The following is a 13,835-nucleotide window of genomic DNA, read 5'->3' as shown; positions in this document are numbered from 1 at the left end:
ATATTGTGCTATATCGTTTTACTACTATGGCAACGTAGTCTCAGGCATGTCCAAGTAAACAGGAATTAAAAATTCCAATTCTCCCCACGAGTTAGAACTCTCTCTCCAAGCAGTATATAATCTATCTGATTCATTAACTGCAGCGAAGAGCGCCTGCATATATTGATGAGAGTTAGAACCTGTAACTAGGTCAAACTTCTGTAGATATGGCGTACTTTGGCCTGCATTGATATAGTCATGAGCAATAAAATAAGCTCCACCCTGAATCGCTTTCTCCGGACTTGTCCATGGTAATTGCAAAGAACTATATCTAGAACTACCTTCCTGCTCAAACTCACCAGCTGCATAGCGTGCTGCATTAACCAAGGCTCCCATCGGCTTAGAAGTATCTGGATACGCTCCAATGTTCAAGAAATTATAAAATCTCTCTTTGGGCTCAGGATATCCAGCTCCACCATTATTTAAATCAGCTAAAATTTCTTTTTGCTTATCTGAAATTGCTCCACTTTTCCTAAGCTCTTCCAAAGCTTCAATTTGCTCTTCTTTTGGCAAAAATCCTGGACTAGCTTGACCTTCTGTTAAAGGATTTTGCTCTGGATGTACTAAGCCTTTTGCAATAATAGAAACACCATCACCAATTCTAATTTCATTAGAAATTCTGCTGGCGAGAGCTTCTGGCAATATTCCCTCTGCTTTTGCAGCATCTAAAACTGTCTCACTGTATTGAAGCAAAAATTCATTACCTGCAAAAATAGACCTAATTCCACTAGAATCCTTGTTTCCACTATATCTATAATCTAGAAATTGCCAAACCCCACTATAATTCAAGAAATTCCTAGGATCCATATAATACGCTATAGCTTCAGCATTTGCAGGATACCAGTTAGTTCCATCATAGAGATTGTCATTTTTCTTCATCCAAGCAAAACGTTCGAAATATTCACTATTTTCTTCAAATTGAACTAAGTTCTTATTCTCAGGCTCGCTTTGTTCTGCAACTGCATGTTCAAAACTTATATTCGTATAAAAAGGTTCGAATTCCCATTCTGGTTCAAGAATATGCAAGTACGTTAACGGTAATCTATAAGATTCAGGGAAAAGCTTTAAAGTCTTCTTAAATTGCTCATCATATACAAAAGGATTTGTATCAGCATAGATCGCTCTTAATTTATCTGCCTGTGCGCTTGTAATTACCTGTTGATTAGTATCACTTTTCACAAGGTAGGCATCCTCACCTGAATATTTAATCTTATACCACTTATTGCCATACACACTAGCTTCACCTCTTACGGTGTTTAGTATCCAATAAATTTCTTTGTTGCTACTCTGCCCTAGTACTTCAGCATCTAATTTAGGTGCCTTTCTAATGTTAAAGTTTTGCAAAGTCAAAAGATTGCCCTCGTAATGTTCATGCTTCCATACTTTTATAGCGAGTACAGTAGCTATTACCAATACAATTACAGTAATAATAAGAATAAAAAAATTAGTTCTATTATCTCTTGCCCTAGCTTTGATTTTATTAATATCTTCTCGCATTTAAATTTCACTATCTTTCAATTGATCTAGAGATAAACTAAAAGCTGGTACATAATCTGTCATAAAAACTTTTACTTCAGGGAAGTCCTCATAGAAAGCTTCAATGCTCTCTAAAGTTGACTTCAAGGCTTCTCTGAACTCATTATTCCCCTGATTTACCTCATATAAACATTTAATGTAAGCAGACAACTTATCTGCTGCCTTTATTAAACCTGCCTCTAGATATTCTAAACTACCTCTCTCTGTATCAGCAAGAGACTTTTCTATCAATAATTCAGAATAGTTATCTCTTAAGCTCTCAGGGAGAAAATCCAAAAGAGTATCAACAGCTAATGCCTCATAATCTTTATAAGCTTTTCTTAGCTCTGGGTTATGGTATTTTACTGGTGTTGGTAGGTCGCCGGTAATTACTTCCGATACATCGTGAAAAAGCGCCTTGGCCATAATCTGATTAGGATCTACTTGTAATTCCAACTCTGGAAGTTCTACACTCCTAATTGTAGCTAGTGCATGCGCAAATATTGCAGTTTGAAAACTATGCTCAGCTACATTTTCGCTTTCATTATTCCTCATAAGAGCCCATCGTTGAATGTAACGCACTCTATCAACTACGGCGAAAAACTTATTATTTTTATTTATATTTCCAGTTACCTTTATATTTCCAGCTGCCTGTATATTTCCATCTCCCTGTAAATTAGAATTATCAGAACCTGCATTTTCTGTCCCATTAGTATTGACAATATTTTTTTCTAATTTATCCATCATAATTACTCCTAAACTTTCGCCAAGTTAGCTGAATTAGCTAGCAATTTCTTCTCACCTTTTGTCCCAAAATCAATGCTTAAAATAGCATCGCCTGCAACCGGCTCCACTGCAAGCACTTCTCCTACACCAAATTTAGCATGCTTAACTTTCATACCCTTCTTAATGTCATTTGCTTGAAGATTACCAGCTTTTTTAACTTCAAGTTGAATGTTATTCTGTTTATCTGAATCTTTCTTCGATCCAACGAAACCTTCCTGCTTACCATAAATACTAGATTTAGAGCTATTTTCATAACTGCTTCTAACATAATTCCTCTCGCCTATAGCAGAGTTAACTCTATTAAAGTCGGATGTATCTCTATAAGAGTTATATCGCTCTTCTTGCATAGCTTGTGAGTAACCTAGATCTGTAATCTTCTCATCTGGAAGCTCGGACAAAAATCTAGAAGGTGCATAACTCTCTGTCCTACCAAATATCAATCTTGAATTAGAGGCGCTTAAATATAGTTTACGCTCTGCCCTAGTTATTGCAACATAAGCCAAACGTCTCTCTTCCTCTAGACTTGCAGCTTCTGCAATCGATCTATATCCTGGGAAAATACCCTCTTCCATACCGACAACAAACACTGTATCGAATTCCAAACCTTTGGCACTGTGGATGGTCATGAGAGTTACTTTGTTATCATCTTCTTCGGCATCGCTATCCATATCTGTATAAAGACTAGACTGCTCCAAGAAGCGAATCAGGCTCTCCAGTAGAGTTTCTTCCAACACAGAAGGGTTAGTAGTTTCGTTTCCTACAATTGACGCTTCAGCACTATTATTTGTCCCTGCAAAAGGATCGCCAGAGTTAGGATCGTAATCTGCCAATCCTGATAGTTCTTCATCAGTGAAGTCCCACTGCATACCGTCATCACTTAAATTCTGGAAATTAACAGCTTCAGACAAGAGCTCTTTCATGTTCTCAATGCGGTTATATGCTTCTTCCCTATTTCTATCTTTCTTAGCTAAAATATCTTCAATCAATCCCGATTCATTTTCAACATACTCAATAAATTCAGCTAATGACCAATCTTCATTAAGCAAACGATGTTGCATCTTGGCTATAAGTTGGATGAAGTCTTTCACATTATTTGCAGCTCTAGACAACTCTGGAAATTCATCTATTTTCAACGCAATCTCCATCATGGAGACTCCATATTGATTAGCTAACGCAGCAATTCTATCAAGGCTTGTATCACCAACGCCACGCTTAGGATTAGAAATAGCCCTGACAAAAGCCATATCATCTCTAGGACTTGTTAATAAACGCAAGTATGACATGACATCTTTAATCTCTTTACGGTCAAAGAACCTTAGCCCACCATAAATTTTGAATGGAATACCCATCTGATTGAAGCTAAACTCCAAGTTTCTTGATAGAGCGTTTATTCTATAAAGAATTGCTATATCTTTATAAGATCCATCTCCACCAGCTACTTTACGCTTAATTTCTTCAGCAATAAACATCGCCTCGGCTCGCTCATTTGGTGCAAAAATTCTAACAACTTTTTCACCTGCATTTGTACTGGTCCAGAGCTTCTTGCTCTTACGCCCAGTGTTGTTGCCAATAACAGCATTAGCAGAGTCCAAAATATTGGCAGTAGATCTATAGTTTTGTTCAAGTTTAATAACCTTACAATCTTTAAAGTCTTTCTCAAAATCCAAAATATTTTGTACATTAGCACCACGGAAAGAATATATAGACTGATCGTCATCTCCAACAACGCAGAGATTTCTATGTTTACTCGAAAGCAATCTTACTATCTTATACTGAGCTCCATTAGTATCTTGGTACTCATCAACCATAATGTATTGGAACCTGTCTTGATAAATCTCTAGCACATCTTTATGTTCTTTAAACAACTTAACTGGATAGTAAAGCAAATCATCAAAGTCCATTAAGTTATTAGCCTTGAGTCTCTCCTGGTACAAGGAATACACTCTTGCAACTTGCTCTTGCCAGAATTGTCCATTATTTAGTTTCGCATAGGCTTCTGGACTCAAAAGCTTATTCTTGGCCTTTGAAATTGTTGTCATAACTGTTCTGCTATCAAAAGTTTTATCATCTAAGTTTAAATCTTTGATACAAGAAGTAATCATGGACTTCTGATCAGTAGAATCAGCAATAGCAAAATTATTAGTAAAGCCTAAGTGCTCTGCAAATCTACGCAAGACTCTAGCCATCATAGAGTGGAAAGTTCCAATCCACATTCCACGACTCGTATTATCTCCTAATAAATTCTCTACACGAGTTTTCATTTCTCGTGCAGCTTTGTTAGTAAAAGTAATGGCCAAAATATTTCTAGGAGCAACCGATCTTGCTTCAACTAAGTAGGCAATTCTATGTGTAATAACTCTAGTCTTACCAGATCCTGCACCAGCTAAGATAAGCAATGGGCCTTTGTCATGCAAAACTGCTTCTTTCTGCTCTTCATTTAGACCTTTGAGCAAATCCTGTCCCCAAAAATCAGGATTAAGCAAGTCTTCACTGTTAAAATCAGTTTGTGCAAATCCCTCACCAAAAAAATCATCACTAGAAAAAATATCTCTACTTAAATCCACAAAATCTCTCCCTTAATTAGTCTATATATAATACAACAAATATGATTCTTCTTTTGAATATTTTAAGGCTTTTTTCGTTTTTGTAAAATCAACAATTAACAACAAAAAACAGAACCCGTTAACAACGGGTTCTGCAAAAGGAGAAAAACGAAATGCCTAAGTAATTAATAAAATTCTAATAAATTGGTTCAATCACTCCATAGCTGTCGCTTTTACGTTTGTATATAACATTAACATGGCCTGTTTCATCTGATATATATACAAAGAATGAGTGATTTAGTAGATCCATCTGCATTGCTGCCTCTTCATCAGACATTGCCTGAATCTCAAATGATTTGTATCGGAAGTCATAATTTACTTCATCAACCTCTTCGTCAGCACTTACATCGTCTACTAGTTCTTCTTGAACGAATTTCTTCATACTATCGTATTTGCCGTTCATATTTGACATCAAAGTCTTATGCTTACGAATTTGTCCTTGTAACACATCTATAGCTGAATCTAGAGCTGTAAAAATATCATCTTCGCTTCTTTCTGCTCTATAAATCTTCTTGTCTACATGAAGTGTTATCTCAACTCTCTTCAAGTCAGGACCGTCTGTAGTGCATTTAACTTCACATAAGGCGCTATCATCAAAATATCTGTCAAATTTAGAAAGTTTGTCTTCTATTCTATTTCTAAGTTCTTGACCAACTTTCATATCTACACTTTGTATATCAATTCTCATGTTTGCACCTCCATTTGAATTATTATATATACATTTTAATCATTTTAACAATAAAAAGCAAGCTTATTTTATATTTTTAGGTTATTTTGCACACTTGAAAAGCTTTTGTAGCTTTACTTGCGATACTAATCGAATTTCAACAGCCTATACAGAAAGCTTAATTCAAGTCTTTTGTACAAATAAAAAAGGAGCTACACAATGTTTCTGTATAGCTCCTCTTAAATTTTATCTTAAAGATTTAATCTATTTTGATTAATCTTCTTTTTTCTTTTTGCTGATTAAAGCTGCACCAACAACAAGGACTAATCCTAATACAGGATAAGCACTCAAAGCTGCACCTGTCTTACCAACATTATTTTGTTTTGGCTCAGTTCCTTTAGGATTCTTTGAGCTTTCTGAAGGTTTTTCTGAACCTGGTTTATCAGGTTTCTCAGTTCCTGGAGTTTCAGGATCTGTTGGTTTTGTTACCTCTGGGTCTGTTGGCTCAGTTACCTCTGGATCTGTTGGTTCACTTTCCTCTGGATCAGTTGGTTCAGTTACCTCTGGATCTGTTGGGTCTGTTGTTTCTGGATCAGTTGGGTCTGTTGTTTCTGGATCAGTTGGGTCTGTTACCTCTGGATCTGTTGGATCTTCAGGATTTTCTGGATCTATTGGAGGAATTTCACAGACATTCTTAGTACCAATTTCAATAATCATGTCTTGTTTTTCTGTGATTGTCTTAGTCTCTCTAGAGACTTCCTCACTATTTACAACTTTAACAGTTGTTTCTGTCTTTCCAACTATTCCTTCTTGAACAACCTTATGTGTACCAGCATCCAAATTAGGATTTTCTCTGATAATTACATTGTATGCTTGTTCACTTTCGTACTTGAATTCACCTTCAGTCTTTGTACCGTATTCTACGATTTTGTTCTTAGGTTCAATTCGTTCTTCAGTTACTTCAAGCTTACCTGTTTCCTTGTTGAATGTAGTTGTGTATTTTACAGATCCTTTTGAACCTTCTTCGATGACTTTTTCTTCACCGGCTTTAAGTTCTGGATTGTGTCTGTATTCTGTATTGTTTCCTAATTCAACTTCTTTAACAACTGGTTTTACACCAACTCTTACAACTCTGTCTTCTTTTTCTGTAATTGTCTTAACTGTTTCAGTTGCTTCACCAACTGGTTTACTATTTTTTACTTTTTGTGTAATAGTTACTTCTTCCTTACCTGGTTTACCTTCATTTTCAATTTCTTGGAATCCAGCTTCAAGATTTTCATCATATATAACCTTAGTTTCGTAAGGAATTTCTCTTTCGATAGTCTTAGTTACTTCGCCTTCACTTGGTTTTCTACCAACTTTAACAATCTTGTTAACAGGTTCTTTAGTTGTCTTGAATTCACCTTCTTTAGTTTCTACAACCTTGCCATCTTGGATAACTAAAGTATTAGTTCTTTCTTGTTCTCCTGGTGTACCTTCTTGAACAACTTTCTCTTCACCTGGTTCTAGTGAATCATCATATTCAATGATTGTTTCGAATGGTAGTGCTTTCTTTTCAACTATTTCGTGAGTACCGTCGTTGGTGCCTTCACCTATTAATATTACAGCTTTCTTGGCTTCTTTTGTTACTGTTGGGTCAGAAATGTTTGTTACTTTAGAGTTCTCTATTGTGAGAGTTCTTTCTTGTTCTCCCTTTTCACCTCTTAATTCATTTCCAGCTTCATCAGTAGCATATTTCCATTCGCCTTTCTTTAGGCTTGGATCTTTCTTAACTTCAACTTCAAATGGAGTTTCTTCTTTAACAATTTCAGTTCCATTTGTCTTACCACCAATTTTAACAACTCTATTTGTAGCAGCTTCTTCTGTTTCAGATGTAACTACTTTCTCCTGATCTTTGTCATATGTAGTTGTTATAGTAACTTTTCCATTCTTACCTGGAGTAACTTCTTCTGTTTTACCAGCTTCAAGATTTTCATCATAGATATATTCAGTATTGAATGGTTTCTCTACAACTTTTGTAACTGGTTTTGTACCAATTAAAACAATTTCATTTTTTGCTGCTTTTTCATTCGTCTTAGTTGATGTTGGGTCACCATCAGGTTCACCATTCTTAATTTTTTGTGAGTATTCTATATCGTATGAACCTTTTTCACCTTTTTGTTCAACTTTTGTTTGACCAGCTTCAAGTTCATCAGAATACCTATATTCAACTTCAAATGGTACTTCATGAGATTCTTTGTGAGTAATTTCACCAGTGTAATCTTTTTTTCCAACTCTAATAACAGCATTTACTGGATCTTGAACATCTACTTCAGGTTCTCCTACAACTTGAGAGTTACTAATTGTCCAAGTTGTTGTCTTAGTACCTTCTTGTCCTGGGACATCTATTACGTATTCGCCTGAGTTTAGATTTTCATCGTAGGAAATTTCATACTTAAATGGAATCTTCTCTGTATGAGTAATTTTTCCATCTGTATTTCTACCTACTTTAATAATTTGTTTTACTGGTGCTTTTGTTTCCTTAAATTCTGTTGTTTGTTCGTCTGTAACTTTACCATCTTCAATTGTTAATGTTGTTGTTCTTGTCTTTTCTCCAGGAACACCTTCTTGAGTTACTTTTTTCTCTCCTGGTGCAAGAGTATCATCAAATTCCACAACGGTCTCAAATGGTATCTCAACTTTTTCTTCTATCTTATGTGTACCATCATTTACGCCTTCACCAACATGAATTAGACGCTCTTGTGCTTCTTCTAGAATGACTTCTTTAGTTAGAGTTTCATCAACTACAGAATCTTTTATAGTGTAAGTTACTTTCTTAGAACCTTTTTTACCTTCAGTAATTACTTTGATCTCACCTTTCTTAAGGTCTGGATCTTTTTCTACTTTAGTTTCAAAAGGAATTTCTTCAATTTTATCAAAAGTTCCATTGGTTCCATAAGATACAAATTGAACTTCTACTTCTCTTGTAGCAACCTCAACTTCACCATTAGCTTCATAATAATGAGCTGATACTGGTACATTTAATAATGCCCCATCTATTGATTTACCTTCTTCAGGATTTGGAACTGTAGCTGTTACTGTACCTGTATTTTCATCAATTGATACATTCCATGTGTTACCTTTGTCGTCAACATAAGTATCTGATTCTAAGGTAAATTTAGTTGGTCTTCTATTAAATTTATCTTCTTCATTTAATATAACTTCTGAAGATAAAATATCTCCAGCCTTACCAGCCTTGGCATTATAACGTGGAGTCATATTAGCTTTTTCTTTTATAACAAATTCAGCTATGATTCCTGTCTCTTCTATCTGTTTTTCTGGCTCATTTGGATCTGTATAATGAGCTGTTACTGGTACTTGAATTTTCTCTCCACCATCAAACTTACTTGAATCTATTGGCTTAGCTGTTACTTCACCTGTTGTTGCATCAATAGAAACATCCCATTCATTTCCATGATCATCCTTAAAAGCTACTCCATCTGGTATTGAATAACTTGTTGGACTTAGTTTCTTATCATCTTTTGGAACCTTTGGTGTCGATTTCTGTTCTATTGATGGATAGTTTACTTGGACAAGATACTCTGGTCTATTATTTGTTGATTCTTGAACAACAAAGTGGAACCAGTGAACATCTGTTGAACCATTAGTATAAGTATATGTTAATGGTACAGCTACAAAATCTCCAGCCCTAGCTGATTTTGGTGGGGTTATTTTGAAAGTTGTTGGAAGTGAAGTTTCATCATATTCTAACTTCCATTGATCTTCAGGTTTCTTTCCTTCATTAATCTTATTTATAAACTGCCAATCAATTGATCCTACTGCTTGATTTCCATCTTTAGCAGCTTCCATTTCTTCCGGTGTTTTTTGATGTGGGAATAAATCTTCATCTTTTCTATCTTCTGGAACATATAGCTTTACTTCAAACTCTTCACCAGGTTTTACAGCAGATGAAGTATGTTTTGATGTATCAGCTTTATTACCATCGATAAATCCTTGGTCGTAGTATCTTGTATCATCAAGGTTTAACTTGAATGAACCAATTAAGTTGTAGTGGTCGTAGCGGTCTATGCCTTGCTTGTCGATTACTACATCTTGTCCCTTGTGGTTGATTGTATCAGTGCCTGCACCTGTTTCAACATAGGTTCCTTTATCCCATTCTTCTTCAGGCGCTTGAGCTATAGAGTTAAATTCATCAGCTGTTCTTGGACGAGTAAAGAATTTAACCTCTAAACTTTGAATCCCTTTAAAGTTAGGGTCTTTATAAAAAATAGAATCCTTATTAAGATTTCCATTTTCATCTATCACACCTTCAGGCATTGTAATAACTACTTTATCATCTTCATTAATAGATGCCTTAGCTCCAGGTACAATTTTACCTGTTACAGGATGGTAGACTTGGCCTACAAGTCTTTCTCTAGCATTGTCGTCAAGATTTTCTACTGATATGTCAGTAGTTATAGTTTGTCCTTGAACAAATTCCGTTTTATTATGACTTCCGTTTAACTTTATAAGCTCTAACTTATCATTTTCATTTGGCCATGGGTTGACCTTGTAGGTTATACCGAAGCTATCTCCGAAAAACTTGATACTAGGATTATTTTGAGTGTAATTATCATTAAAACCAAAGGAAGTAGAGTTATTGTCCTTATTATTGATGTGCTCTAAAGTTTCATTACTTGCTTCGTAGTTTAAGTTTCTTTGTCTCCCACTAGATGTTAACTCTGTATTTTCTTGTGGCTTGTAGCTTACAGCAGCAGATTCAGGAGTTAATTTATCTCCCTTACCCATCATTGGCTTATTTCCAGGATTTACAAGAATAAGACCAGAATCAGTTACAGCAACCTTGGTATAGGTTCTTTGGCCTGTCTTCTTGTCTATTGTGATTTGGTAACCATACTGGGTTTTACTAGGTGATGTTGGTGATGGATTTTTAAGTTCAAATTTAAAACCATCTTTTTCAACCCTTTCATCAGTGCTATCTAATGTTTGACTAGTATCGCCTGGTTGCAAATCAGTTTGTCTATAGCGCTCTTTGTCGTTATAGTTTTTAATCATCGCTTCTTCTTCAGCATAGTTAGGCCATTCATCTGCAGCTTGTACCAAGTTAATTGGTAAGAAGCCTAAAACTAAAGCGAAAACTAAAAACAAACTCCAAGCTTTTTTCTTAAAACTATTATTTTTAGCCATTTTTTGTCTCCTTATAAGAAATACTATTGTTGTTTATACAAATAAAGATCTACCTTTATTCATAAGCTTTTACATTATAATACCAATATCATAAAAAATCTAATTAAAATGATACAGCCACAAAAAAAGGAGCTTGTCCAAGACAAGCCCCTCATAATCTATCAAATTTTATCAACTAAAATTAAGCTTTTTGGTCTTCTTCATACATGTGTTGTAATGTTTTGATCATTGAGTTTGAGAATCCCCACTCATTGTCATACCAGCTTACAATCTTGAAGAAGTTTGTTGAACCTTCTAGGTTGTTTTGTAATGTAGCTTTTGAATCATAGATTGATGTATGAGTATTGTGTACGATATCGCTTGATACGATTTCATCTGTACAGTATGCTAATACGTCTTTCAAGTATGTTTCTGAAGCTTTCTTCATTGCTGCATCGATTTCTTCGATTGATGTAGCTTTCTTAGTACGTACTGTCAAGTCAACTACTGAACCTGTAGGTACTGGAACACGGAATGACATACCTGTCATTAAACCGTTAACTTCTGGAAGAACTTGACCAACTGCTTTAGCTGCACCTGTTGTTGAAGGAATAATATTAGCTGCTGCTGCACGTCCACCTCTCCAGTCTTTTTGAGAAACACCGTCAACAGTTTTTTGTGTTGCTGTATAAGCGTGAACTGTAGTCATCAAACCTTCTTCAACACCGAAGCCTTCTTGTAGTAAAACGTGAACTAGTGGTGCTAAACAGTTTGTTGTACATGATGCGTTTGAAACTACGTCATGTTCTGCTGATACGTATTCTGAGCTATTAACACCGTTAACGATTGTCTTAACGCCACCTTTACCAGGAGCACTCAATAGAACTTTCTTAGCACCTGCTTCTAAGTGACCAGCTGCTTTTTCTTTTTGTGTGAAAGCACCTGTAGCTTCGATAACATATTCTACACCTAATTCACCCCATGGTAATTCTGCTGGAGTTCTTTGTGCAGGAACACATAGAATCTTGTCGCCATCAATTACTAAAACGTCATTGCTTTCTTTGTCTGGTGAGCTCTTCTCTGTTGAGATTTCGCCTTGGAAAACACCTTGAGTTGTATCATATTTCATTTGATATGCGAAGTAGTCTGCATCTGTTGAGAAGTCAGCTACTGCTACCAAGTCGATTTCTTTTCCTAAAAGTCCTCTGTCGTGCATTGCGCGTACTACTAGACGTCCAATACGACCAAAACCATTAATACCAAGTTTAATTGCCATTATTTTCCTCCTACTTGACTTCTGAAAAGTCTGTTTTTACATTTGTATTTCAATACTCGTTTATTCTATACGTTTTTTTAATTATCATCAACTATTTAATTTGATTCACCTGTAAAATTAGCAGAATCTTAACAGTTTCTTATAATTTTATAGGGTAAAATACCTCGTTTATTCAAAATCAGAATGCTTAGGATCATCTTTTTCCGCATGATCTTCATCTTCAGAATTCATAATCAATTCTAATAATTGTCTCTTACTCATAAAAGGATGTTTCCAAGCTTCACGTTTTAGTTTCTTAGAGACATCCATTTCTGAAATCTCTGGAGCTTGGTTCCTTCTTAGTTCGTAATACTGGGAGTCAAAATCAAATTCTTCAGAAGCATCTGTGTCATAACTCACAGCATCTGTATCTACTCTATTGACACTTAACTTAACCTTTGGTCTAACCGGTTCAACAATTCGTGCTGCAGTTTTTCTTGTTGACACTTCCCCATCTTCCATCTCTAGAGCTTTTTCAAAATTTACAACTTTATAAGGATCTACTTTTTTCTCAATAATCCTACGATTGCTCCAAGCTTGGATCAAAAGATAGAAAATAGTAGTAGTCGGAACTGCCAAAACTGTACCTACTAAACCAAATAATTGGGTACCGCATGTAACGGCAACAAGTACCCAGAATGAAGGCAATCCAATCTGAGAACCCATAACTCTTGGATAAATAACATTTCCTTCTATTTGCTGTATCACTACAATCATTAAGACAAATAACAATGCATCAACAATTGACGTCTCAACCCATATTAATATTCCTCCAATTGCAGCAGAAATAAAAGCACCAACAATTGGAATAAATGCACCTAACATTTGTAGCACAGATATGGTAATTGGGAATGGGAAGCGGAAAATTATCAGCCCCAAAAATGTCAATGTACCAAAAATTAATGATTCAATACCTTGTCCTGCAAAGAACTTGGAGAAAATCAAACTACAGAGTGAAGTAAACTGCAAAAGTTTATCCATGTATATTTCAGGCAACAATGAGTATCCCACTGCCTTAAATTCTCTGAAGAGAGCTTCTTTTCTCGCCAAGAAATATATCGAGAAAATCACAGCAATAAAAAAGTTAATAACACCTGTAACTGTTCCGCTAATAAGCCCTAACAAAGTAGTAGCTAGCTGAGAACTCGTACTATATAGCCAGTTTATAAATTGGTTAAGTAAGTTATTAATGTTAAAAGATGAGGCCTGAAGATATGAGGCTATCTGAGGATTCTCCTCACTAAATTTAATAAACCAGTTATTTATACCTTGAACTGCACCGGGTAAGCTTTGGAAAAAGGATACTATAGTTCTAACTATATCAGGTACAACGAGAAAGATTATTAAGGCAATTATTGTGCCTGTAATAATCAATGTCAAAAGTATACTAATAGGTCTAGCAAGACGTTTACGATATTTCTCCTTATCCGACTTCCATGGTTTGCCAAATAAGCTTCTCTCAATAGCACGCATTGGCAAGTTCAAAATAAAAGCCATTAAACCACCAACAAGAACTGGTAAAGTGACATTAACTATATATTGAAATATCTTCGGAGCACCATCAATATGGCCAATTCCCCAAGCAAGCAAAAGTGATATTGCTACTATTCCAACAATTCTTCTACTTGTAGTTTTGTCAATCGTCATTTCTTGTCAGATCACTTTCTTTACCATAAATTTATACATTAGATAATATCAAATATAAAAATTCACTGCATGGATTTCTAAGTATGAATTTCTATTT

7 protein-coding genes are annotated in these 13,835 nt (G+C 35.4%); all 7 read right to left on the bottom strand.

The annotated features are described in order from the left end of the window. Positions 1-24: 24 nt before the first annotated feature. The 7 genes from C5Q98_RS00875 to C5Q98_RS00845 all read right to left on the bottom strand — a co-directional run bounded on the left by C5Q98_RS00875 (position 25) and on the right by C5Q98_RS00845 (position 13,738). On the bottom strand, positions 25-1,536 hold the full coding sequence (locus C5Q98_RS00875) for an N-acetylglucosaminidase (RefSeq protein ID WP_106011860.1): 1,512 nt from the start codon (positions 1,534-1,536) through the stop codon (positions 25-27). Further along, positions 1,537-2,298, bottom strand: coding sequence for a 5'-deoxynucleotidase (gene yfbR, locus C5Q98_RS00870; RefSeq protein WP_106011859.1), 762 nt, complete (start codon positions 2,296-2,298; stop codon positions 1,537-1,539). It abuts the gene before it with no gap. An 11-nt stretch (positions 2,299-2,309) separates the two neighbouring features. Next, positions 2,310-4,904, bottom strand: coding sequence for an ATP-dependent helicase (locus C5Q98_RS00865; RefSeq protein ID WP_106011858.1), 2,595 nt, complete (start codon positions 4,902-4,904; stop codon positions 2,310-2,312). Positions 4,905-5,079: 175 nt separating this feature from the next. Next, complete coding sequence (gene hpf / locus C5Q98_RS00860; RefSeq protein WP_106011857.1) at positions 5,080-5,631, bottom strand: ribosome hibernation-promoting factor, HPF/YfiA family; 552 nt, start codon at positions 5,629-5,631, stop codon at positions 5,080-5,082. Between the two features lie 252 nt (positions 5,632-5,883). Beyond that, positions 5,884-10,797: a G5 domain-containing protein gene (locus C5Q98_RS00855; RefSeq protein WP_106011856.1), complete on the bottom strand. Its 4,914-nt coding sequence runs from the start codon at positions 10,795-10,797 to the stop codon at positions 5,884-5,886. Between the two features lie 181 nt (positions 10,798-10,978). After that, positions 10,979-12,052 (bottom strand): type I glyceraldehyde-3-phosphate dehydrogenase, encoded by a 1,074-nt coding sequence (gene gap / locus C5Q98_RS00850; RefSeq protein WP_106011855.1) that lies wholly within the window; start codon positions 12,050-12,052, stop codon positions 10,979-10,981. 168 nt (positions 12,053-12,220) lie between these two features. Continuing rightward, positions 12,221-13,738: an AI-2E family transporter gene (locus tag C5Q98_RS00845; RefSeq protein ID WP_106011854.1), complete on the bottom strand. Its 1,518-nt coding sequence runs from the start codon at positions 13,736-13,738 to the stop codon at positions 12,221-12,223. Positions 13,739-13,835 lie beyond the last annotated feature (97 nt).

The sequence above is a fragment of the Fastidiosipila sanguinis genome (assembly GCF_002998295.1).
GTDB classification, from domain to species: domain Bacteria; phylum Bacillota; class Clostridia; order Saccharofermentanales; family Fastidiosipilaceae; genus Fastidiosipila; species Fastidiosipila sanguinis.
The sequence above is the reverse complement of the archived record's forward strand: the minus strand, read 5'-3'. Positions and strand labels throughout refer to the sequence as shown.